Source organism: Heterorhizobium halophytocola (genome assembly GCF_017873095.1).
Lineage (GTDB): Bacteria > Pseudomonadota > Alphaproteobacteria > Rhizobiales > Rhizobiaceae > Allorhizobium > Allorhizobium halophytocola.
Window position 1 is genome coordinate 98,091 of record NZ_JAGGJU010000008.1, and the last position, 23,255, is coordinate 121,345.

Annotated in this window: 21 protein-coding genes; 18 read left to right on the forward strand and 3 right to left on the reverse strand. The window is 63.5% G+C overall.

Features of this window, described 5'->3' with window-relative positions; all coding sequences use genetic code 11:
- The first annotated feature begins 118 nt into the window (after positions 1-118).
- The 7 genes from J2Z17_RS15120 (at position 119) to J2Z17_RS15150 (ending at position 8,276) form a co-directional block, all read left to right on the forward strand.
- Entirely contained in the window at positions 119-1,387 is a 1,269-nt protein-coding gene (locus tag J2Z17_RS15120) for an ABC transporter substrate-binding protein (protein WP_209946462.1), read from the forward strand.
- 139 nt (positions 1,388-1,526) lie between these two features.
- Positions 1,527-2,423 carry a carbohydrate ABC transporter permease gene (locus J2Z17_RS15125; RefSeq protein WP_209946463.1) on the forward strand — a complete coding sequence of 299 codons (897 nt, stop codon included), beginning with the start codon at positions 1,527-1,529 and terminating at the stop codon, positions 2,421-2,423.
- On the forward strand, positions 2,420-3,244 hold the full coding sequence (locus J2Z17_RS15130) for a carbohydrate ABC transporter permease (protein ID WP_209946464.1): 825 nt from the start codon (positions 2,420-2,422) through the stop codon (positions 3,242-3,244). The genes J2Z17_RS15125 and J2Z17_RS15130 overlap by 4 nt, the downstream gene beginning before the upstream one ends.
- 8 nt (positions 3,245-3,252) lie before the next feature.
- Positions 3,253-5,499 carry a glycoside hydrolase family 2 protein gene (locus J2Z17_RS15135; RefSeq protein ID WP_209946465.1) on the forward strand — a complete coding sequence of 749 codons (2,247 nt, stop codon included), beginning with the start codon at positions 3,253-3,255 and terminating at the stop codon, positions 5,497-5,499.
- A gap of 10 nt (positions 5,500-5,509) precedes the next feature.
- Entirely contained in the window at positions 5,510-6,595 is a 1,086-nt protein-coding gene (locus J2Z17_RS15140) for an ABC transporter ATP-binding protein (RefSeq protein ID WP_209946466.1), read from the forward strand.
- A gap of 171 nt (positions 6,596-6,766) precedes the next feature.
- Entirely contained in the window at positions 6,767-7,972 is a 1,206-nt protein-coding gene (locus tag J2Z17_RS15145; RefSeq protein ID WP_209946467.1) for a CynX/NimT family MFS transporter, read from the forward strand.
- 55 nt (positions 7,973-8,027) lie between these two features.
- Positions 8,028-8,276, forward strand: a complete 249-nt coding sequence (locus tag J2Z17_RS15150) for a hypothetical protein (protein ID WP_209946468.1) — start codon at positions 8,028-8,030, stop codon at positions 8,274-8,276.
- 6 nt (positions 8,277-8,282) lie between these two features.
- Here the strand turns inward: J2Z17_RS15150 and J2Z17_RS15155 are convergent, their stop codons facing one another.
- Positions 8,283-8,972 (reverse strand): phosphoribosyltransferase, encoded by a 690-nt coding sequence (locus J2Z17_RS15155; RefSeq protein ID WP_209946469.1) that lies wholly within the window; start codon positions 8,970-8,972, stop codon positions 8,283-8,285.
- 160 nt (positions 8,973-9,132) lie between these two features.
- On the opposite strand from J2Z17_RS15155, the gene J2Z17_RS15160 reads away from it, so the two are divergent.
- The 7 genes from J2Z17_RS15160 (at position 9,133) to J2Z17_RS15190 (ending at position 16,314) form a co-directional block, all read left to right on the forward strand.
- On the forward strand, positions 9,133-9,291 hold the full coding sequence (locus J2Z17_RS15160) for a YqaE/Pmp3 family membrane protein (RefSeq protein ID WP_209946470.1): 159 nt from the start codon (positions 9,133-9,135) through the stop codon (positions 9,289-9,291).
- Between the two features lie 197 nt (positions 9,292-9,488).
- Positions 9,489-11,012, forward strand: a complete 1,524-nt coding sequence (locus J2Z17_RS15165) for an ABC transporter substrate-binding protein (RefSeq protein WP_209946471.1) — start codon at positions 9,489-9,491, stop codon at positions 11,010-11,012.
- An 88-nt stretch (positions 11,013-11,100) separates the two neighbouring features.
- A complete protein-coding gene (locus tag J2Z17_RS15170) occupies positions 11,101-12,051 on the forward strand; it encodes an ABC transporter permease (RefSeq protein WP_209946472.1) in 951 nt (316 codons plus the stop codon).
- Complete coding sequence (locus tag J2Z17_RS15175) at positions 12,048-12,893, forward strand: ABC transporter permease (RefSeq protein ID WP_209946473.1); 846 nt, start codon at positions 12,048-12,050, stop codon at positions 12,891-12,893. Before J2Z17_RS15170 ends, J2Z17_RS15175 begins: the two co-directional genes overlap by 4 nt.
- Positions 12,893-13,882: an ABC transporter ATP-binding protein gene (locus tag J2Z17_RS15180; protein ID WP_209946474.1), complete on the forward strand. Its 990-nt coding sequence runs from the start codon at positions 12,893-12,895 to the stop codon at positions 13,880-13,882. The genes J2Z17_RS15175 and J2Z17_RS15180 overlap by 1 nt, the downstream gene beginning before the upstream one ends.
- Positions 13,879-14,871, forward strand: a complete 993-nt coding sequence (locus J2Z17_RS15185) for an ABC transporter ATP-binding protein (RefSeq protein WP_209946475.1) — start codon at positions 13,879-13,881, stop codon at positions 14,869-14,871. Before J2Z17_RS15180 ends, J2Z17_RS15185 begins: the two co-directional genes overlap by 4 nt.
- A 42-nt stretch (positions 14,872-14,913) precedes the next feature.
- Positions 14,914-16,314: an amidase gene (locus tag J2Z17_RS15190; protein ID WP_209946476.1), complete on the forward strand. Its 1,401-nt coding sequence runs from the start codon at positions 14,914-14,916 to the stop codon at positions 16,312-16,314.
- Positions 16,315-16,413: 99 nt separating this feature from the next.
- On the opposite strand, the gene J2Z17_RS15195 is transcribed toward J2Z17_RS15190, so the two are convergent.
- The gene (locus tag J2Z17_RS15195; RefSeq protein ID WP_209946477.1) at positions 16,414-17,034 is read right to left on the reverse strand and encodes an MOSC domain-containing protein; all 621 of its coding nucleotides are present in this window, start codon (positions 17,032-17,034) and stop codon (positions 16,414-16,416) included.
- A gap of 73 nt (positions 17,035-17,107) precedes the next feature.
- On the opposite strand from J2Z17_RS15195, the gene recR reads away from it, so the two are divergent.
- Both recR and J2Z17_RS15205 read left to right on the forward strand, forming a co-directional pair.
- Complete coding sequence (gene recR, locus J2Z17_RS15200) at positions 17,108-17,713, forward strand: recombination mediator RecR (RefSeq protein WP_209946478.1); 606 nt, start codon at positions 17,108-17,110, stop codon at positions 17,711-17,713.
- Positions 17,714-17,810: 97 nt separating this feature from the next.
- Positions 17,811-19,007 (forward strand): lytic murein transglycosylase, encoded by a 1,197-nt coding sequence (locus J2Z17_RS15205; RefSeq protein WP_245224153.1) that lies wholly within the window; start codon positions 17,811-17,813, stop codon positions 19,005-19,007.
- A 22-nt stretch (positions 19,008-19,029) separates the two neighbouring features.
- Here J2Z17_RS15205 and J2Z17_RS15210 read toward each other — a convergent pair whose 3' ends face one another.
- A complete protein-coding gene (locus tag J2Z17_RS15210; protein WP_209946480.1) occupies positions 19,030-20,661 on the reverse strand; it encodes an MFS transporter in 1,632 nt (543 codons plus the stop codon).
- 286 nt (positions 20,662-20,947) lie between these two features.
- On the opposite strand from J2Z17_RS15210, the gene rimP reads away from it, so the two are divergent.
- Together rimP and nusA are read left to right on the forward strand one after the other, a co-directional pair.
- On the forward strand, positions 20,948-21,559 hold the full coding sequence (rimP, locus tag J2Z17_RS15215) for a ribosome maturation factor RimP (protein WP_209946481.1): 612 nt from the start codon (positions 20,948-20,950) through the stop codon (positions 21,557-21,559).
- A gap of 61 nt (positions 21,560-21,620) precedes the next feature.
- The gene (gene nusA, locus J2Z17_RS15220; RefSeq protein WP_209946482.1) at positions 21,621-23,252 is read left to right on the forward strand and encodes a transcription termination factor NusA; all 1,632 of its coding nucleotides are present in this window, start codon (positions 21,621-21,623) and stop codon (positions 23,250-23,252) included.
- The last annotated feature ends 3 nt before the right edge of the window (positions 23,253-23,255 follow it).

Below are 23,255 nucleotides of genomic sequence, written 5' to 3' on the forward strand. Positions count from 1 at the left end.
CGCCAAAAGCAAGTAAAATATTTACTAAAAATTTTCTTGCCTTTGCCTGGATTTGAGGTCTTACTTAGGGTTGTGGGCTGGGAGAGAGGCCCGGATTTCTGTTTCTTGGGAGGGAAGCATGGAACACACAGCCGTTTTGAAATGCACGAAACTGACGTTGCTGGCCTGCGCCGGCGCATGGTTTGCCGGGCCGGTGCTCGCCGGCGAGATCACCGTCTGGTGCTGGGATCCGAATTTCAACGTCGCGATCATGAAGGAAGCCGGCGAGCGCTACACCGCCAAGCATCCCGACACCACGTTCAACGTCGTCGATTTCGCCAAGGCCGATGTCGAGCAGAAGCTGCAGACGGCGCTCGCCTCGGGCACCACCAGCGCCCTGCCGGATATCGTCCTGATCGAGGATTACGGCGCGCAGAAATACCTGCAATCCTTTCCCGGCGCCTTTGCGCCGATGACCGACAAGGTCGATTACTCGAAATTCGCCCCCTACAAGGTCGAGGTGATGACGGTGGACGGCGAGGTCTACGGCATGCCGTTCGATTCCGGCGTCACCGGGCTCTTTTACCGTCGCGACTATCTGGAGCAGGCCGGCTACAAGCCGGACGACCTGCAGAACCTCACCTGGGATCGCTATATCGAGATCGGCAAGGACGTCACCGAAAAGACCGGTCACCAGTGGACGACGCTCGACCTGAATGACGGCGGCATGACGCGCATCATGATGCAGACCGACGGCAAATGGTATTTCGACGGGGACGGCAATCTGGCGATCCAGGACAATGACGCCCTGAAGGCGGCGCTCGAAGCCCAGGCAAAGGAGGTCCAGGCAAAAATCGTCAAGCCGGCAACCGGCTGGGCCGATTATGTCCAGGCCTTTACCGGCGGTGACGTGGCAACGGTCGTCACCGGTGTCTGGATCACCGGCTCGATCAAGGCGCAGGCCGAACAGTCCGGCAAATGGGGTATCGCCCCGACGCCGCGTCTCGACCTCGACGGTGCGGTCAACGCCTCCAATCTCGGCGGTTCCAGCTGGTATGTGCTGGCGGGTTCGCCGGAAAAGGACCAGGCGATCGACTTCCTCAACGAGATCTATGCCAAGGACATGGACTTCTACCAGAAGATCCTGACCGAACGGGGCGCCGTCGGATCGCTGCTCGCCGCGCGCGAGGGTGAGGCCTATCAGAAGGCCGACGATTTCTTCGGCGGCGATCAGGTCTGGCAGAGCTTCTCCGACTGGCTCGGCCAGGTGCCGCCGGTCAATTACGGCATCTTCACCAACGAGATGGACAGCGCCGTGACCGCCAACCTGTCGGCGCTTGCCGGCGGAGCGCCGATCGACCAGACGCTGCAGGCGATCAACGATCAGGCCGAGCAGCAGATCCAGTGAGACCAGCCTGCGGGCAGCCCGTTCTGCCCGCACCTCCCCGGGACTGCGGCATCCCTTGAGGGTGTCGCGGTCCTGGAGGATGACCGGCCAAACGATCATTCCACCAGATGAATTCCACCAGTTGAGGTGAAGCCTGACCATGCCCGCCAATCGCGCCCGCAATAGAAGCCGCTATTACGACGCCAATGGCTGGCTGTTCGTCGGCCCGGCCCTGGCGCTGATCTGCCTGTTCATGGTCTATCCGATCATCCGCTCCCTCATCCTGTCGCTCTATAGCGGGCGCGGCATGCTGCTGAAATTTGCCGGTACCGCCAATATCGAGCGGCTGTTCAACGACGCGGTGTTCCTGAAGGCGCTGGCCAACACGATCACCTATTTCGTCATCCAGGTGCCGATCATGATCGTTCTGGCGCTGGTGCTTGCCTATGCGCTGAACAATCCGCGGCTGAAGTTTCGCGGCTTCTTTCGCACGGCGATCTTTCTGCCCTGCGTCTCCTCGCTGGTGGCCTACTCCATCCTGTTCAAGAGCATGTTTGCCGTCGACGGCGTGGTCAATGGCGCGCTTTCCAGCCTGGGCTTCATCGACGCGCCGATCAACTGGCTGACCGATCCGTTCTGGGCCAAGGTGCTGGTGATCACCGCAATCACCTGGCGCTGGACCGGCTACAACATGATCTTCTATCTCGCCGCATTGCAGAACATCGATCCGTCGATCGACGAGGCCGCTCGAATGGATGGCGTGCCCGCCTGGCGCCGTTTCCTGCACCTGACGATCCCGATGCTGAAGCCGGTGATCCTGTTTACCACCATCACCTCGACGATCGGCACGCTGCAGCTGTTCGACGAGGTCTACAATCTGACCGAAGGCAAGGGCGGCCCGGCCAATGCGACGCTGACGCTGTCGCTTTACATCTATAATCTCACCTTCCGCTTCATGCCGAGCTTCGGCTATGCCGCGACCGTCTCCTACGTGATCGTCGTCATGGTGGCCCTGCTGTCGCTGATCCAGTTCTACCTGGCGAGGGAGCGCAAATGACCCGTACCCGCGCCGCTCGCCTTGCCGGATCTGCCCTGCGCTACGGGCTGTTGAGCCTTGCAGCCTTTGTGTCGATCTTCCCCTTCGTCTGGATGCTGATCGGCGCCACAAACACCACCGCCGACATCATCGTCGGCAAGGTGAGCTTCGGCAACGCGCTTGTGCGCAATATCGAGAGCTTCGTCTCCCAGGTCGATGTGCCCCTGGTGATGTGGAATTCGCTGAAGGTGACGCTGCTCGGCACGGCGCTCACCATCCTCGTGTCGTCCATGGCCGGCTATGGTTTCGAGATGTTCCGCTCGAAGCTGCGCGACCGGCTCTATGTCGTCGTGCTGCTGACGCTGATGGTGCCGTTCGCCGCCCTGATGATCCCGCTCTTCATGCTGATGGCCAAGGCGCATCTGATCGACACCCATATCGCGATCATCCTGCCGACCATCGCCTGGGCCTTCATGATCTTCTACTTCCGCCAGGCGACGAAATCCTTCCCGCGGGAACTGCGCGATGCCGCCAAGGTCGACGGCCTGAAGGAATGGCAGATCTTCCTCTATATCTACGTGCCGGTGATGCGCTCGACCTACGCCGCCGCCTTCGTCATCATCTTCATGACGAACTGGAACAACTATCTCTGGCCGCTGATCGTGCTGCAGTCGAACGACACCAAGACGATCACGCTGGTCATCTCCTCGCTCGCCTCGGCCTATTTTCCGGATTACGGGACCGTCATGGTCGGCACGATCCTCGCCATTCTCCCCACCCTCATCGTCTTCTTCGCCATGCAGCGCCAGTTCGTCCAGGGCATGCTTGGCTCGGTCAAATAGGATTGGTCATGCGCGTATTTCAAAAATGCAATGCCGGCTGGGTCTTCAGGGCGGGCTTCGAACCGGGCTGGACTAGCGCCCTGCAGGCGGGCGAGACGGTGATGCTGCCGCACACGGCCGTCGAGCTGCCCTACAATTATTTCGACGAGACCACCTATCAACGCGCCTTCACCTATCAGAAGATCATCGCCTACGATCCTTCCTTCGATGGCCGCGAGGTGTGCCTGGTCTTCGACGGGGCCATGGCCGACGCCGTGGTCTGGCTGAACGGGGCGGAGATCGTCGCCCACAAGGACGGCTACACGCCCTTCGAGGCGCGGCTGACGCCACATCTGAAACCGGGCGACAATCTGCTGACGGTGAAGATCGACGGTTCGGAAAACCCCGAGATCCCGCCGTTCGGCGGCCAGATCGACTATCTGACCTATGCCGGCATCTACCGCGATGTCTGGTTGAAGGTGACGGCCCCCGTGTCGATCGCCAACGTCAAGATCGAGACCCCGGAGGCGCTGGCCGCCAGCAAGACGGTGACGGCGCGGATCTTTCTCGCCAATCCGCACGCGCAGGACGTGTCGGGCAAGGTCCAAGTAACGATCTCCGGTGTGAATGGGCAGGCCATCGCATCGGCCGAGGCCGATGTCTCCGGCACGGAGGTCACCGTGGCGCTTTCCGATATAGCCGGAGCAGACCTCTGGGACATCGACAATCCGGTTCTCTACACGCTGACAGCGACCATCGAGACCGCCGCCGGTATGGACAGTCTTTCGTGCCGCTTCGGCTTTCGCACGGCGCAGTTTACCACCGAAGGCTTCTTCCTGAACGGCAAGCTGTTGAAGCTGCGCGGTCTCAACCGGCATCAGTGCTGGCCGCATCTCGGCTATGCCATGGGCAAGCGCGGTCAGGAAAAGGATGCCGACATCCTGAAATACGACCTGCGCTGCAACATTGCCCGGACCTCGCATTACCCCCAGTCGCCCTATTTCCTCGATCGCTGCGACGAGATCGGGCTGCTGGTCTTCGAGGAAATTCCGGGCTGGCAGCATATCGGCGGTAAGGCCTGGCAGGCCGAATCGATCGAGAACGTGCGCCGCATGGTCGAGCGCGACTGGAACCATCCCTCGATCATCATCTGGGGCGTGCGGATCAACGAGAGCCAGGACAACCACGACTTCTATGCCGAGACCAACCGGCTCGCCCGCGAACTCGATGCCACGCGCCAGACCGGCGGCGTGCGCTTCATCACCGAGAGCGAGATGCTGGAAGACGTCTATACGATGAACGACTTCATTCTCGGGCAGGAGGAACTGCCGGGCAGCAACCGCGAACGCACCGTGTTGCGACCGCAGTCGGAGACGACGGGTCTTGCGCACAAGGTGCCCTACATGATCACCGAATATAACGGCCACATGTATCCGACCAAGCGCTTCGACCAGGAGCAGCGCCAGGCCGAGCATGTGACCCGCCATCTGGCCATACTGGACGCGGCGGCGGGCGACCCGTCGATTTCCGGTTCGACCGGCTGGTGCATGTTCGATTACAACACCCACAAGGATTTCGGCTCGGGCGACCGGATCTGCTACCACGGCGTCACCGACATGTACCGCGAACCGAAATTCGCAGCCTATGCCTATGCTTCGCAGGGCGATCTGGCCGGCGGCGTCGTGCTTCAGCCGGTGACGTTCTGGGCCCGCGGCGAGCGCAATATCGGTGGTGTGCTGCCGCTGATCATCCTGACCAACTGCGACTATGTCGAGATCACCTTCGGCGACTTTTCACCGAAGCGGATCGCGCCCGATCGCGAGACCTACCCGCATCTGCCGCATCCGCCCGTGATCGTCGACCTGCGCTCCGTCACCCGCGAGGAGTTTGGTACGTGGGGCCGCATCTGGCGGGATGGCCTCATCACCGGCTATCTGGGGGGCGAGAAGGTCGCCGAGGTCCGCATGCCCGGCAATCCGCTGCCGACGACGCTGGAGGTGGTGCCCGATGCCGTCGATCTGTTGGCCGGCGAGAAGGACTGTGTGCGGGTCATCCTGCGGGCTCTCGATCAGCACGGCAATCTTCTGCCATTTTTCGACGACCCGGTGGAGCTCAGCCTCCAGGGGCCGGGCCGGATCGTCGGGCCTGAGCTGGTGATGCTGAAAGGCGGTGCGGCGGGGGTCTATGTCGAGGCCGGCGACGTTGCGGGTCCCTTGACGTTGACGGCCAAATGCCGGCCATTCGGCGCGCAGTCGATCACCTTCAGGGTCGGGTGAGGGCGGCGGCATGGCAGACGTCCGGCTTTCGTCCATCGCCAAGAGTTTCGGGGCGCTCACCGTCGTTCGCAACGTCGATCTGGAGATCGCTTCGGGTGAACTGGTGGTCTTCGTCGGTCCATCGGGCTGCGGCAAATCCACGCTGTTGCGGATGATCGCCGGCCTGGAGCCGATCTCGCAGGGAAAACTGATGATCGGCGGCGCCGACATGACCGATGTCGATCCGGCCAAGCGCGGGATTGCCATGGTGTTTCAGAGCTATGCGCTTTACCCGCATATGACGGTGCGCGAAAACATGGGCTTTGCCCTGCGCTTTGCCGGCATGCCGAAAGCCGAAATCGCCGAGCGCGTTGCCTCCGCGGCAAAGATCCTCGAGCTCGATGCCCTGATGGAGCGCAAGCCGGGTGCCCTGTCGGGTGGCCAGCGACAGCGCGTCGCGATCGGCCGCGCCATCGTGCGCCATCCGGATGTCTTCCTGTTCGACGAGCCGCTGTCCAATCTCGATGCCGAGCTGCGCGTTCACATGCGCGCCGAGATCGCCGACCTGCACAACCGCCTGAAGTCGACGATGATCTACGTGACCCATGACCAGGTCGAGGCGATGACCCTGGCCGACCGCATCGTGGTGCTGAAAAAGGGCGAGGTCGAGCAGGTGGGCTCGCCGCTCGACGTCTATAACAGGCCTGCTAATCTGTTCGTTGCCGGCTTTATCGGTTCGCCGCGGATGAATTTCCTGCCGGCGATGCTGGGCGCTGCCGGAGACGGCAAGGTCGAGATCGCGATCGCGGGCGGTGATGCGGTGGTCATCGACTGGGCCGGCGAGTTGCCCGTTGAAAACGTCCGGGTGACCACCGGTGTTCGGCCGCAAAACGTGCGGCTGGCAGCCGACGGCGAACCGGGTGTCCGTGCGACCGTGGAGCTGGTCGAATCGCTCGGTGCCGAAACCGTCCTGCATCTGCGGCTCTCGGGCGGCGACGCCGTACTGGCGGTGCTGCCCGGCCAGCAGGCGTTGCGGGTCGGGGCCGCCGTTCGCCTGACATTCGACAGCGCGGCGCTGCACGTGTTTGGCAAGGACGAGCGCAGGATCGGTCCCTGACACCGTACCGCCGCAGGCCCCCGGTGGCTTGGCCTCCCGCCTGTTTCTGGGTATGACGGCGTCGATCGGGGCGTTCATGCGACAGATCGGGCTTCGCGCACCGGGCGTTTGCCCGTGCGAACCATAGGTCGCAGACAGTCGTCCCCTTGCAGACAGTGATCGAGGCCAGACATGACAACAGTGGACGCAGGGCGCGGCCTATCCCGCATCGTGCTCGGCGCAGGCCTGGTGCTGATTGCCTTCAATCTGCGGCCGATCTTTTCGAGCTTCTCCAGCCTGCTGCCCGAATTGCGCTCGGAACTCGGCCTTTCGGCTGCAACGGCCGGGCTGCTGACCACCCTGCCGGTGGTCTGCCTTGGTGCCTTTTCGCCGCTCGCACCCCGGCTTGGCCAGCGGTTCGGGCAGGAGCGCACCCTTCTGGCCGTGCTCCTGTTGCTGGCGCTGGGAACGGCCCTTCGTGGTGCCCTTTCGCTGCCGCTGCTCTTCCTTGGCACCATGCTCGCCGGAGCCTGTATCGCGGTTGGCAATGTGCTGCTGCCGGCGCTGGTCAAGCGGGATTTCCCCGACAGAACGGCGCTGATGACCGGGCTCTATACCATGGCGCTGTGTGGCGGTGCGGCAGCCGCGGCAGGGCTTACCCTGCCGCTGCGTGATCTCGTCGGCGGCTCGCTCGGCTGGGCACTCGGCCTCTGGGCGCTGCCGGCGGTGCTGGTCGCGCTGATCTGGCTGCCGCAGGTCTTCGGCGAAGGGTCCCATGGCCGCAGCCGTCGCGTCAGGATCGTCGGCCTCTGGCGCGACCGTCTGGCCTGGCAGGTCACGCTGTTCATGGGACTGCAATCGGCGCTCGCCTATTGCGTGTTCGGCTGGCTGGTGCCGATCCTCAGGGAGCGCGGCATGGACGGCGTCCATGCCGGTGCTCTGGTGTCCATGTCGGTCATGGTGCAGGGGATCTCCTGCATCTTCGCACCGCAGATCGCCGTGCGCATGCGCGATCAGCGGTTGATCAACGTGTTGATGGCGGCGGCGGCTGCCATTGCCCTGATCGGTCTGCTTTTCGCCCCGCTCTGGACGGCCTGGGGCTTTGCCGTCCTGCAGGGGATCGGTCAGGGCAGCCTGATCTCGCTTGCGATGACCGCGATCGTGCTGCGCTCGCCGGATTCCGATACCGCTTCCTATCTCTCCGGCATGGCGCAGTTCGTCGGCTATCTGCTGGCCGCTGTCGGCCCGTTGCTCGTCGGCTTCATCCGCAGCTGGACCGGATCCTTCAACGGCACGGCCGTTCTGTTCTTGGCGCTCGGTTTCGGTGTCGCGCTGAATGGCTGGGGGGCCGGCCGGGCGGCCCATGTCGAGGTCCGTCGCGTGCCCGCGGGCGTCTGACACTGGCTAACGACGATCCGCTCGGCTATCGTGTCGGCGACAGACGGAGACACAGATGAAACTGCAGATACTCGATCCGGCCCATCCCTTCTTCAAGCCCTTGTGGCGGCGGATCCTGACCGCGCTGTTTCCGGCGCTGTGGGCGCTGGTCGAGATATCCAACGGCCAGACCGGCTGGGCGATCGCCTTTCTGGCTATCGCCGCCTATGCGGCCTGGGAACTGCTGATCCGCTATGATCCGAGCCAGCACAAGGCGCCGGACACGTCCGTCCAGCAGCCGGACCGCGAGCCGGACGAGACCTGATGAACCTCAGCCAATCGCGGTCTCGGCGATCCAGCCATTCTCGAAGCGCTTGAGCCTTGGCGTCCGGAAGGCATGCACGACCTTTTGCGCGTGCCCGGTCCATTCTGTGTCGAGCGTTCGCTTCCAGGCGTCCGTCTGGGCCATGGCGACCCCTATCACCACTGGTTCGATTCCGCAGACCTCGAGCAGCTTGAGCGCGGCGAGCAGCGATTTGCCGCTGGAGGCGACGTCGTCGACCAGCGCCACGCGCTTGCCCTGGAGCAGCGGCAGCATGCGCGGATCGACATACAGGCGCTTGACCTGATCCGGCGTGGTGATCGACGACATGGCGGTCGAAAGCGCTTCGTCGTACCAGAATTTTCGTGACGTGCCGAAGGGCACGTAACGTTGGTGGCCAAGGCATCGGGCGATGGCCGGCGCAAGCGTCAGGCCAAGCGTCGGAAGGCCGACGATCACATCCGGCGCATGGGGCTCGATCTTCTCTGCCACCTGCGCGGCCAGGACATCCTGTACCGTAAAGCTTGCCTGGTTGATGATCAGCGATGCAAGTCCGTGGACGCCGTCCGAAAGCGCGCGGATCGGCAGTTTCAGGTGGCGGCCGTCGCTCAGGGTTGCCGGATAGAAATCGTGAAACGGTCCCGCCGTCGCGTGGCTTTCCGCGGGATCGATCTCCTGCCAGAAGGTGTGGGGCTGCATGCTGGTCCTGCTGTCGCTGTTTGTTGAGGTTCTGCAGAGATTTCATTCCCGATCGGTCAATGCAATCCCGTTTCAAGGCAATATCTGACCGGAACGCCGGATCGAACGAATTGCCCTGTCGAAGCGTTTGCTATCCGAAACAGTGATTCAGGAGCCTTTCATGGACGTTATCCGCATTCTTATCGCCATCATCCTTCCGCCTGTCGGCGTCTTCCTGCAGGTCGGTCTGGGCCTGCAATTCTGGCTGAACATCCTGCTGACCCTGTGCGGCTACCTTCCCGGCATCATCCATGCTGTCTGGGTGATCATGCGGAAATAACCCCCCGGTTCGACGCCGAAACCGGCGGCTGAAAGCCGGGTCGGTTGCCGTCAACCTGTGGCCTGGCCCGCGCTTCCGCAGGCGTGAATGCATGTCTCCGGCAAATTCGACATTGTCTCCGGCCTTCCGAAATGCCAATCTTTTTGCGCTGCGCCATGGCCCCTGGCCCGCGCCACCAAAGAGGGAACATTTCGCCGATGATGCCAGTGCTGTTTTCAAGGTCGCCGGTTCGCAAGCTGCTTTTGGGGCTCGCCTGCACCGCGTCCACCATTCTTCCCGCAACCACGGCTGCGCTGGCTGCGGGACGCGACCTGACCCTCGGCATGGCGATCGAGCCGGCCGGGCTCGACCCGACGATTGCAGCACCGGTCGCCATCGGTCAGGTCACCTGGCAGAATGTCTTCGAAGGCCTGACGACGATCGACCGCGACGGCAAGGTCGAGCCGCAGCTCGCCAAGAGCTGGGATATTTCCGAAGACGGCAAGACCTACACATTCCATCTGCAGCAGGGCGTCACGTTTCATGACGGCGAGGCGTTTGACAGTTCTGTCGCCAAGGCGTCCCTCGACCGCGCGCGCGGTGCCGACAGCGTCAACCCGCAGAAGCGCTATTTTGCCTCCATCGACACTATCGAGACGCCGGACGCCAACACGCTCGTCCTCAAGCTGACCCAACCGACCGGCAGTCTTCTCTACTGGCTGGGCTGGCCGTCTTCGGTCATCGTCGGGACCAAGAGCGCCGCGGATGACAAGGTGACCCCGATCGGCACCGGTCCGTTCAAGTTCGTGAGCTGGGCCAAGGGCGACAAGGTCGAGCTGGAAGCCAATGCCGACTATTGGAACAAGGACGTCAAGCTCGGTCTTGACCACGTGACCTTCCGCTTCATAGCAGATCCGCAGGCCCAGGCCGCGGCGCTGAAGTCCGGCGATGTCGATGCCTTCCCGGAATTCGGCGCGCCGGAGCTGATGGACAGTTTCAAGGGCGACGACACGCTGACGACCGTTATCGGCAATACGGAACTCAAGGTCGTCGCCGGCATGAACAATGCCCGCAAGCCCTTCGACGACAAGCGTGTGCGCCAGGCCCTGATGATGGCCATCGATCGCCAGACCGTCGTCGATGGTGCCTGGAACAGCCTCGGCACGCCGATCGGGAGCCATTATACGCCGAACGATCGCGGTTATGTCGATCTGACCGGCACTTATGCCTATGACCCTGAAAAGGCCAAGGCTTTGCTGGCGGAAGCCGGCTACCCGAACGGCTTTACCTTCACCATCAAGACCCCGCAAATGGCCTATGCGCCGCGCTCGGCGCAGGTCATGCAGGCCATGTTCGCCGAAATCGGTGTGACGATGAATATCGAGCCCACCGAATTCCCGGCCAAGTGGGTCCAGGACGTGTTCAAGGGCACCGACTACGACATGACCATCGTCGCCCATGCCGAGCCGATGGACATCGATATCTACGCCCGCGATCCCTATTACTTCAACTACAAGAACCCCGACTTCAACGCCGTGATGGACAAGATCCAGGCGACCGCCGATCCGGCAGAGCAGGACACGCTCTATGGCGAGGCCCAGAAGATCCTGGCGGACGACGTGCCGGCGCTCTACCTCTTCGTCATGCCGAAACTCGGTGTCTGGAACGCCAAGCTGAAGGGCCTTTGGGAGAACGAGCCGATTCCTTCCAATGTGCTGACCGAGGTGCATTGGGAAGAGTAAGCGTTCAATGCCCAGCGGACATAGATCGCCTGCGTTCCGAGGGGGAGGGGACGCAGCCGAGGTCCGGGGCGGCTGAAGGGTTCGGTCTATGCTGGCACTCCTCCTCAAACGGTTCGGCAGTCTTGTTCTGACACTGCTTGCGGTGTCGGCCGTGATCTTTGCCGTCATGTCTGTACTGCCGGGCGATCCGGCGGCAATCATGCTCGGCACATCTGCCAGCGCCGATACGCTGGAGGCGCTGCGGCGCGAACTCGGCCTCGATCAGCCGATGATCCTGCGCTATTTTTCCTGGCTCGGCGGCGTGCTGACCGGCGATCTCGGCAATTCCTATACCTATGGCGTGCCCGTTGCCGGGCTGATGGCCGACCGGCTGATGGTGACGATCCCGCTGGCGCTGATGGCGATCGTCATCTCGATCGCCATCGCCATTCCGCTCGGGGTGCTCTCCGCGGCCCGGCGCAACAGCCTCTTCGATCATGTGGCCGGCTTCTTCTCGCAACTGTTCATCGCGGTCCCGGCCTTCTGGGTGGCGCTGATCCTGATCCTCGTCTTTTCCATATCCCTTGGCTGGTTTCCCTCCGGCGGGTTTTCCGGCTGGAGTGCGGGCTTCTTCAAAGGGCTCGGTGCGCTTCTGCTGCCGGCCATTGCGCTTGGCCTGCCGCAGGCCGGCGTGCTGACGCGGGTGGCACGCTCTTCCGTGCTGGAAGTCCTGAACGAAGATTTCGTGCGCACGGCCCGCGCCAAGGGTCTGACCCGCAGTGCTGCTCTCTGGCGTCATGCGGTGCGCAATGCGCTGGTCCCCGTGGCGACCATCCTGGGGCTGCAATTCACCTTTCTCGTCGCCGGCGCCGTGCTGATCGAAAACGTCTTCAGCCTGCCGGGCCTCGGACAGCTTGCCTACAAGGCGCTCACCCAGCGCGACATCATCGTCATGCAGGACGTCGTGCTGTTCTTCGCCGGGCTGGTGATCATCGTCAATTTCCTGGTCGACCTCTCCTATCTGCTGCTCGACCCCAGACTGCGGAGCGGCAGCCGATGAGCGGACAAGGCGGCATGGTCAGACTGGCGATACGCCGACCCGCGCTGACGATCGGCGCGGTGGTAACGATCGCGCTCGTCGCGCTCGCCCTGCTCTCGCTTGTCTGGACACCGCTGCCGCCGGCCAAGATGCAGATCATCCACAAGCTGCAGCCGCCGCTCGCCTTCGGCCTGCTCGGCACCGACCAGTTCGGCCGGGACATTGCCTCGATGCTGATGGCCGGCGCTTGGAATTCCCTTTCGATTGCCGTCACCGCCGTCACCCTTGGCGCCAGCTTCGGCACGCTGCTCGGCGTCACCGCTGCGGCGCGCCGCGGTGTTGCCGAAGCCCTGCTGATGCGGGTCAACGACGTGGTGTTTGCCATTCCGCCGATCCTCTCGGCGATGATGCTGGGTGCCCTGCTCGGAACCGGACGCTGGACGGCGATCATTGCCATTGCGGTGTTCATGGTGCCGGTCTTTGCCCGCATCACCGCCGGCGCTGCCCTGCAGGTCTGGTCGCGGGACTATGTGCTGGCGGCCCGCGCCGCCGGCAAGGGCAAGGCGCGGATCACGCTCGACCATGTTCTGCCCAATATCGCCAACCAGATCATCGTCCAGGTGACCATCCAGCTCGGGCTGGCGATCCTCACCGAGGCGGGCTTAAGTTTCCTCGGCCTCGGCCTCGCCCCGCCGGCCCCGACCTGGGGCCGGATGCTGGCGGATGCGCAGACCTATATGTCGGCCGCCCCCTGGCTGGCACTGGTGCCGGGCCTGGCGATCGCCGTGACCGTGCTTGGCTTCAACATGCTGGGAGACGGATTGCGCGATCTCCTCGATCCGCGGGAAGGGGGGCGCGCCTGATGTCGGAAACCGGAACACCGCTGCTGCGCATCCGCGACCTGCAGATCGCCATCCGCACGGGGGCGGGCCATTCGGTACCTGTGGTCAGCGACATGGCCTTCGACCTGGCAGCCGGCGAGACGCTGGGCATTGTCGGTGAGTCCGGCTCCGGAAAGTCGCTGCTGTCGCTCGCCATCATGGGGCTCCTGCCGGCCGTGGCGGTGCCCGCGGGCGAGATCGCGCTGGAGGGGGAAAACCTGCTGCGCGCCGGAGAGGATCGGCTTTGCCAGATCCGTGGACGCCGTATCGGCATGATTTTCCAGGAGCCGCTGACGGCGCTCAACCCGGCAATGACGGTCGGTGACCAGATTGCCGAGGGCCTTGTCTGGCATGGCGGGCTCAGCTGGACGCAGGCCCGCGGGCAGGCGGTCCGACTGCTCGACCAGGTCCGCATTCCAGACGCCAGGGCGAGAGCGAAAACCTATCCGCATGAAATGTCGGGCGGCCAGCGTCAGCGGGTGGGGATCGCGATAGCGCTTGCCCAGAAGCCGGCCCTGATGATCGCCGACGAACCGACGACGGCGTTGGACGTCACCGTCCAGGCAGAGGTGCTCGACATACTCGACGACCTGACGCGCGAATACGAAATGGCGCTGATCCTCGTCAGCCATGACCTCGGCGTCATCGCGCGGATGTGCGAGAGAACCGTCGTCATGTATGCCGGACGGCGGATGGAGGAAGGACCGACGCGCGATGTTCTGACGGCGCCGGCCAATCCCTATACCCGTGCGCTGCTGTCGGCGATGCCGCGCCGCGTCACCGATGCCGATCGGCTGGCGACCATTCCCGGCAATGTCCCGGGCTTCGGCGATCTGCCGCAGGGTTGCGTTTTTTGCGATCGCTGTCCGGAGCGCTTCGAAGCCTGTTCCAAGCATGAGCCGGCCTGGATGGTGCGGGATGGACGCGGCCAGCGCTGTCTGAAGGCCGAGGGCATGGGGGCAGAGCGATGACGGCACCGCTTCTCGATGTGCGGCTGTTGACGCGCGATTATCTCAGCCACCAGCTGTTCGGCAAGCCTCGGGTCAATCGGGGCCTGGATGAGGTCAGCCTTTCGGTCAGCCCCGGCGAGATCTACGGCGTGGTCGGCGAGAGCGGCTGCGGCAAGTCCACGCTTGCCCGCCTCGTCATGGCGCTCGACCGCCCGACCTCCGGCCAGGTGCTGTTCGAAGGCGAGGACCTGTTTTCTTTGTCGGAGGGCGCGTTGAAGCGCAGGCGCCGCGATTTCCAGATGGTGTTTCAGGACCCCTTCGGCTCGCTGGACCCGCGCATGACCGTCGAGCGCATCGTCGCAGAACCGCTGCATGTGCTGGCGCCAAGGCCGACGCGGGGCGAGATCCGCGAGCGCGTTGCCGCCATGCTGGACAGCGTCGGCCTCAGTGCCGATCAGATGCAACGCCACCCGCATGCGTTTTCCGGCGGCCAGCGCCAGAGGATCGCCATCGCCCGGGCGCTGATCACCGAGCCGAAGCTGGTGGTCGCCGACGAGGCCGTTTCGGCGCTCGATCTTTCGGTGCAGGCGCAGGTGCTGAACCTTCTGATGGATCTGAAGGAGAAGCGCGGCGTCACCTTTCTGTTCATCACCCACAATCTGGCGGTCGTCGACTGTATCGCCGATCGCGTCGGGGTGATGTATCGCGGCCGGCTGGTCGAGGAGGGGCCGGCCCATGCGGTCTTCGAAACGCCCGGTCACCCCTATACCCGCGTGCTTGCTAAAGCCGAGCCGAGCATCCACCGCTTCGGGCGCCAGCCGACGAGCGTAAGTCCGACGGCGGTAAGCACCCCGCCCTCCGCCGCTCCGGTGGAAGGCGGCTGCCTGTTTCGCGATCGCTGCCCGCTTGCAATCGAGCGCTGCGCGCGCGAACGGCCCGACCTGCGCATGCTGGCGCCCGGACGCCGTGTCGCCTGCCACCGCGCCGAGGAGATGACCGCAACCACCTGAATACCCGATCCTCCCCTTTTCATCCCCCCACGAGGCATTTGCATGACGGACTTACTGGATCTGAGCATCAAGGAATTATTGGGCCTGTATCGTGCCAAGACGCTGTCGCCGCTGGATTACTGGCAGGTGGTCGAAAAGAGGATCGAGGCGTTCGAACCGGCGATCAAGGCGCTCTATGCCTATGATCCGAAAAGCGCGCGCGAACAGGCGCGTGCCTCGACGGAGCGCTGGCTGCGGGATGATCCGAGGGGTGTGCTCGATGGTATTCCGGCGACGCTGAAGGAGTTGATCGCCACGAAAGGCGTGCCGGTACCGCTCGGCACAGCGGCCGTCGAACTCACGCCGGCAGCGACGGATGCCCCGATCGCTGCCCGGATGAAGGAAGATGGCGCGGTGATCTTCGCCAAGACCACCTGTCCCGATTACGGCATGCTGTCGTCCGGCCTGTCGAGCTTCCATCCACTCAGCCGCAATCCCTGGGACCTCACCCAGAACCCGGGCGGCTCCAGCGCCGGTGCCGCCGCCGCGGGCGCTGCCAAATACGGACCCTTGCATATCGGCACGGATATCGGCGGCTCGGTACGGCTGCCGGCCGGCTGGACCGGTCTGTTCGGATTCAAGCCGAGCCAGGGCCGCATTCCGGTCGATCCCTATTATGTCGGGCGCTGCGCCGGACCGATGACCCGCTATGTCGACGATGCCGCCATCGCCATGGCCACCCTGTCGCGGCCGGACTGGCGCGACGGCACGAGCCTGCCGCCGAACGACTTCGACTGGATGGACCTCGAGATCGACCTGCGCGGGATGAAGATCGGGGTGATGCTCGACGCCGGCTGCGGGATCGCGGCCGAGCCGGAGATCCGCGACGCGGTGCTGGCTGCCGCCCGGCGCTTCGAGGAGGCAGGCGCCGTGATCCTTCCGGTCGAACCGGTGCTGACACGCGCGATGCTCGACGGTCTCGACAAGTTCTGGCGCGCGCGGTTCTGGGGCGATATCGCGACCTTGCCTGCCGAGCGCCGCGAGAAGATCCTGCCCTACATCTATTCCTGGGCAGAAAAGGGCGCCGACATCTCCGGGGTCGATGCCGTCAAGGGCTTCAACCAGACGATCGAGATGCGCAAGGCCTGTGGTCTGCTGTTCACCACGGTCGATGCGGTCCTGTCGCCGACCAATCCGGTGGTCTCCTATGCCGCCGACTGGGCCTCACCTACCAACGACCCGGAGCGCCCCTTCGAGCACATCTGCTTCACCGTGCCATGGAACATGTCGGAACAGCCGGCAGCCTCGATCAATTGCGGCTTTTCGAAATCCGGCATGCCGATCGGCCTGCAGATCGTCGGTCCGCGCTTCGACGACATGCGGGTGCTGAAACTCTCCAAGGCCTTCGAGACCTGGACGGGTGGGGTGAAGGCCTGGCCGGAACCGGCACGCCTGGCATCCTGAAACGGTTCCGGCAAAAGCGGGACCCGACGTCTTTCACAAAGTGCCAATAAAAACAATCATATGGCAAGGCGCAGACGATTGCGCCTTGCCGGTAATAATCTACGGAACCTGCTTTTCGAAGAAGCTTCTCAGCCGGATGCTGATGGGTGCATCGAGGAGGCGGGTGCGCTGGGCCGTGTCCGGTCGACTGGCAATTGCCTCCATCATCTGCGGGATGGTCACGCGATCTCCGCCATAAGGGCGGTAGTCCACCGTCTGCCCGGCTTCGAGAAGTCCCGGCGTGATCACCCGGAAATAGGCCCCGGCCCGGCCGGCCCGGGTATAGCGCTTGACGAACATCGGGTCGTCCATCTTGGCGGCAAAGGTCGCACAGGGGGTGCGCGGTGCCGTCGCCTCCAGCACGACATCGCCGATGACGAGGCGGTCGCCGGCGCCCAGATCGCGATTGTCGAGCCCCTCGATCACCAGGTTTTCGCCGAATGCGCCGGGCTCCAGCGGGTATCCCAGTTCGCTCTCCCACCATTTCAGCGTTTCGCCACCCTCGACATAGACCGCCTGGTCCGGCCCGCCGTGATGGTCGCGGTTGCAGATGGCGTCGCCGACGAGGCCCTCCGCGTCGACCATCACGGCCGCATTCCGCGGGCTCTTCCAGATGCCGCTCTTGAAGCGTTTGCCGGGCACCGCTTTCGGCGTGCCGAGACAGATGGCGAGGATCTTCATGGCAGCAACTCCCGAGGCTATTCCGTTTGGCAAAGAGATTCCGTTTGCCAAAGATATGGTCTACAAGCGGCCAATGGCAAAGCGAGTCACCGGTCCCGAAATCGAAAAACTTATTCAGTTGCTGGCAAAGGTGCCGGGGCTCGGCCCCCGCTCGGCCCGCCGCGCGGCGCTGCACATGATCAAGAAGAAGGACCAGTTGATGGGTCCTCTCGCCCGGGCGATCGGCGAGGCCCACGACAAGGTCATCATCTGCTCGCGCTGCGGCAATGTCGATACCTCCGATCCCTGCACGGTGTGCAATGACGACCGGCGCGACCAGACCATGATCATCGTCGTCGAGGATGTCTCCGATCTCTGGGCGCTGGAGCGGGCCGGCGCAATGAATGCCGCCTATCACGTGCTCGGCGGCACGCTGTCGCCGCTCGAAGGCGTCGGCCCCGACGACCTGAATATCAAGGGGCTGATCGACCGTGTCGCAGAAGGCGGCATTCGCGAGGTGATCATCGCCGTCAATGCCACGATCGAGGGGCAGACGACCGCGCATTACATCATCGACCATCTCGCCGGCATGGAGGTGAAGATCACCCGGCTGGCCCATGGCGTCCCGGTCGGTGGCGAACTCGACTATCTGGACGAGGGCACGCTTTCCGCCGCCTTGCGGTCCCGCACGGCGATCTGACATTCGCATTTGAGGAGGCGGACCTGCCAGAGGTTCGCCGGGAGACAGAAATCCGATGACATTTCGAAGCCTGCTTGTCGCGCTCACCTTGATCCTGATGCCGTCTCTTGCCGGGGCGGTCGACAAATCGTCCGTCGAGCGCCAGTTTCAGAGCTGGCTTGCCAGCGATCTGTGGCCGGCCGCGCAAAAGGCGGGCGTCACCCGCAAGGGTTTCGACAGTGCCACGGCCGATCTGCATCTCAACTGGTCGCTGCCGGATCTGGTGCCGCCCGGCACGACGCCACCGAAGGAAAGGCCGCAAAGCCAGGCCGAGTTTTCCGCGCCGGGCGCCTATTTCTCCGAGAACCGGCTTCGCGGTCTGGCCGCCAGCGGGCGCGCGCTCTATGGCCAATACGGCGGCGTGCTGAAGAAGATCGAGGCGAAATACGGAGTGCCCGGACGGATCGTGATCGCCATCTGGGGCCGCGAGACGGGCTATGGCCGGGCGAAGCTGCCCTATCCGGCCATCGAGGTGCTGGCGACCAAGGCCTTCATGTCGACCCGCAAGGACCTGTTTTTCGGCGAACTGATCGCCGCCCTTCACATCGTCGACAGCCGGGATGTCACGGCCGCCGAAATGCGCGGGTCCTGGGCCGGCGCGCTCGGTCAGCCGCAATTCATGCCGTCCAGCTTCCTGCAATATGCCGTGGATTTCGATGGCGACGGTCATCGCGACATCTGGGATTCGACGCCCGACGCGCTCGCGTCCATCGCCAACTATCTATCGCAAAAAGGCTGGCAGCGCGGCCGCGACTGGGGCTATGAGGTGACGATCCCGAAAGGCGTGACCTGCGCCCAGGAAGGGCCTGACAGAGCCAGGCCGATTTCCGGCTGGACGAAGCAGGGGATCACCCGCATTTCCGGCAAGGCCTTCCCTTCGAGCGAGCTGAAGGCCCAGGGCATGATGCTCGTGCCGGCCGGCACCGACGGGCCGGAATTCGTCGTCACGCCGAATTTCTACGTGCTGAAGGAGTACAATAACTCCGATCTCTACGCGCTCTTCATCGGTAATCTGGCGGATCGCATCGCCTACGGCAGCGGCGCCTTCGACGCGCCGTGGGGCGAAGTCGGCAAGATGCTGCGCTCGGACGTGCTTGCCATGCAGAAGGCGCTGGTCGCCGAGGGCTATGATGTCGGAACGGTCGATGGGCTGGCCGGTTACAAGACCCGCCGCTCGCTCGGCGAATGGCAGGCCAAGGCCGGTCTCAAGCCGACCTGTTTTCCCGATGCCTCGCTGAAGTCGAAGCTGCGCTGACGGGCCATTCTCCGCCCCCCCGTCAGTGGTCGGGCGGGAAATGCACCTGGTGGAACACGTCGTCGGTGTGGCGGATGGCCTGGCGCTCGATCATCCGGTGCACCCGCGGGCGTTCCTTGCCGCGGTGAAGCGCGATCAGGCGGTCGAAGGTCTCGGCGTCGGCCTTGGTGCGGCGATGATTGTGCCGGACATATTCGACCCAGGTCGGCGTGTGATAGGTCTCGGTCCAGATGTCGGGGTTTTCCAGATCGCGCATCAGCGTCCAGTTGCGCGCGCCGTCGCGGATGCGGATGCGTCGGCGTTCGGTCATCAGCAGCAGGAATTCCTCCAGATCCGGATCGTGGATCTCGTAGTCGATCTGGATGACGATCGGGCCGCTTCTGGGCTTGATATCGAGTTCGAGCGGCGGCTCGTTGAACCGGTTGAGCGGGTCGAGGTCGAGCGCGCCGAAGCTCGGCATGGCGAGCAGGAAGCCGACGCCGATGCCGACGAGCAGCATGGCCGCCGAGGCAAACAGCGCGATGTCGACGCCGTAGTTTTCCGCCAGGACGCCCCAGTTCCAGCTGCCGAGCGCCATGCCGCCGAAGGTCGCGGTCTGATAGAGCGACAATGCCCGGCCAACGACCCAGCGCGGGGTCGAGAGCTGGACGAGGGTGTTGAACAGCGATAGCGAAAGCACCCAGCAGCCCCCGGCCAGGAACAACGCCGGCGCCGTGATCCAGAAATAGCCGCTGGCGCCCGATACGGCCGCCGCAATGGCAAAGCCGGCGAACGAACAGCGCACGATATCCTCGCTGGACAGCAATTCGCGGATGCGGCCATTGGCGAGCGCACCGGCGACAGCCCCCAGACCATAGGCACCGAGCAGCCCGCCATAGACAAGCGGGCCGCCCGCCAGCGTCTCGCGCGCCACGATCGGCAGCAGCGACAGGATCGACATGGCGGCAAAGCCGAAGAAGAAGCCGCGAAACATCACCTTCATCAGGTTTGGCGACATCGAGACATAGCGCAGGCCGGCGCCGATCGCCCGCACCAGGTTTTCGCGCGGCAGGGTCGCATTCGGATAGACCGGCTTCCAGCGAAACAGCGCATAGATCATCGCCAGATAGCTGACGGCATTGATCGCAAAGGCCATGGCCGCGCCGGCCACCGCGACGATGATGCCGCCGATGGCAGGCCCGACGCTGCGGGTGATGTTGAAGCCGATGCTGTTCAGCGAGACGGCGGCCGGCAGGTCTTCGCGACCGACGATGTCGCCGACGGAGGCCTGCCATGACGGGTTGTTCATCGCCGTGCCGCAGCCGATCAGGAAGGTGAAGGCCAGCAGCAACCAGGGGGTGATCAGCCCGAGATAGGTGATGACGGCCAAGAGGGCGGAGACGGTGAGCAGGAAGAGCTGAACGGTGACCAGCACGCGCCGGCGATTGTAACCGTCGGCAAGCGCCCCCGCCACCAGCGACAGCAGCATGATCGGCGCGGTGTTGGACGCCTGCACGAGCGCCACCATTCCGGCCGAGGTCGAGATCGACGTCATCATCCAGGCAGCGCCGACATCCTGGATCAGGGCCCCGAAATTCGACGCGATACTCGCCATCCAGATGGTTCTGAAAACGGTGTTCTGTAATGGCGCCAATGGCGAACGTCTGTCGGGCACAGTCGGATCCGGGAAAAAGAATCGGTGAGGGTTAGAGATATAGGGCAGAAAGCGGAAACCTGCCTATCTGTTCTCTTGCATTTCTTCAGATTGCGCTTATTTTTTATGCAGCAAAGGGTCGCGTTCCCTGTCGAGCCGATCGGATTTCGCAAACTTGCAATTGCTGAAAGTCTGGCGTATAAGCCCGTTAAATTCTTGATCGCCAGATGAAGAGTGGGCCCTCCCGGACCCGCTCTTTTTTGTTGGCAACAGATCCAGGCGGCCATGCGGGCCGAGGAGGACATGATTGTCGAACGCCACGCCAAACGATAACGAACCCAGGCTGATCGTCGAGACCGGAACGGACCGGCGCGTTGCCGAAATCATCGAGCCGGTAGCGCTTGATCTGGGCTATCGCCTTGTGCGCGTGCGCTTGATGAACCAGAACGGCTTCACCCTGCAGATCATGGCCGAGCGTTTCGACGGGACGATGGCGGTCGAGGACTGCGAACAGCTGTCCATGGCGATCTCGCCGGTGCTCGATGTCGAGGATCCGGTCGACAAGGCCTATCATCTGGAAGTATCCTCCCCCGGTATCGACAGGCCCATGGTTCGCAAGTCCGATTTCGAACGCTGGCAGGGACATATTCTCAAATGCGAGACGTCCATCCTGGTCGACAACCGCAAGCGTTTTCGCGGCAAGATCGTCAGTGTTGATGCCGAAGGCTTCAGTCTCGAGCGTGATCAGGTGGCCTATGGCGAAGAGCCGACGGTCACCATCCCGTTCAACACGCTGGCCGAAGCCAAGCTGATCCTGACCGACGACCTCATTCGCGACGCCCTGAAGGCGGACAAGCTGGCCCGTGCCGCTGCCGCCAATCAGAACGGCGAAGACGACGAAGACAGCGACGAAGACTAAACCGATTGAGCAAGGGCCGCTTAACCACAAGGGCCCGGCACGCAGACGGAGACGAAAGACAATGGCAGTCAGTGCAAACCGGCTCGAACTTTTGCAGATCGCGGACGCGGTTGCCCGTGAAAAGGTAATCGACCGCGAGATCGTGCTCGCGGCCATGGCCGACGCGATCCAGAAGGCCGCGCGTTCTCGCTACGGCAGCGAAACCAATATTCGCGCCGACATCAATTCCAAGACCGGCGAGATCCGTCTGCAGCGCCTCCTCGAGGTTGTCGAGCAGGTCGAAGACTATGCGACGCAGATCGCGATCGAGCTTGCCCGTGACCGCAACCCGGACGCCAAGCTCGGTGATTTCATCGCCGATCCGCTGCCGCCGATGGATTTCGGCCGCATCGCCGCCCAGTCGGCCAAGCAGGTCATCGTGCAGAAGGTGCGCGAAGCCGAGCGTGACCGTCAGTTCGACGAATACAAGGACCGCGTCGGCGAAATCGTCAACGGCAGCGTCAAGCGCGTCGAATACGGCAATGTGATCGTCGATCTCGGCCGTGGCGAAGGCATTATCCGCCGCGACGAAATGATCCCGCGCGAAGCCTTCCGCTATGGCGATCGCGTCCGCGCATACGTATATGACGTGCGTCGCGAGCAGCGCGGCCCGCAGATCTTCCTGTCGCGGACCCATCCGCAGTTCATGGTGAAGCTGTTCACCATGGAAGTGCCCGAAATCTACGACGGCATCATCCAGATCAAGTCGGTTGCCCGTGACCCGGGTTCGCGCGCCAAGATCGCGGTGATATCGAACGACTCGTCGATCGATCCGGTCGGCGCCTGCGTCGGTATGCGCGGTAGCCGAGTCCAGGCGGTCGTCGGCGAGCTGCAGGGCGAGAAGATCGATATCATTCCGTGGAGCCAGGACCCGGCCTCGTTCATCGTCAACGCACTGCAGCCGGCCGAAGTTGCCAAGGTGGTGCTCGACGAGGATGCCGAGCGTATCGAAGTCGTGGTGCCGGACGAGCAGCTTTCGCTCGCCATCGGTCGTCGCGGCCAGAACGTTCGTCTTGCGTCGCAGCTGACCGGCTGGGACATCGACATCATGACGGAAGCCGAAGAGTCCGAGCGTCGTCAGAAGGAATTCAACGAGCGCACCAATCTCTTCATGGATGCACTCGACGTCGATGAGATGGTCGGTCAGGTTCTGGCCTCCGAGGGCTTTGCCCAGGTCGAGGAACTGGCTTACGTCGAACTCGACGAAATCGCCTCGATCGACGGTTTCGACGACGATACAGCGAACGAGATCCAGGCCCGTGCCCGCGAATATCTGGAGAAGATCGAAGCCGAATTCGACGCCAAGCGTCAGGAGCTCGGCGTCTCCGACGAATTGCGCCAGATCGACGGCATGACCTCGCAGATGATGGTCGCGCTCGGCGAAGACGGCATCAAGACGGTCGAGGATTTCGCCGGCTGCGCCGCGGACGATCTGGTCGGCTGGACCGAGCGCAAGAACGGCGAGACGAAGAAATTCGACGGGCTGTTCTCCAAGTTCGACGTTTCGCGTGCCGAAGCGGAAAACATGGTCGTTCAGGCGCGTCTGGCTGTCGGCTGGATCACTGAAGACGATCTGACGGCCGATGCGGAACCGGAAGTCGACGAAGAAGCCGAAGCTGAGGCCGTAGAGGCCGAGGCCCCGCAGGACCGTTGAAGG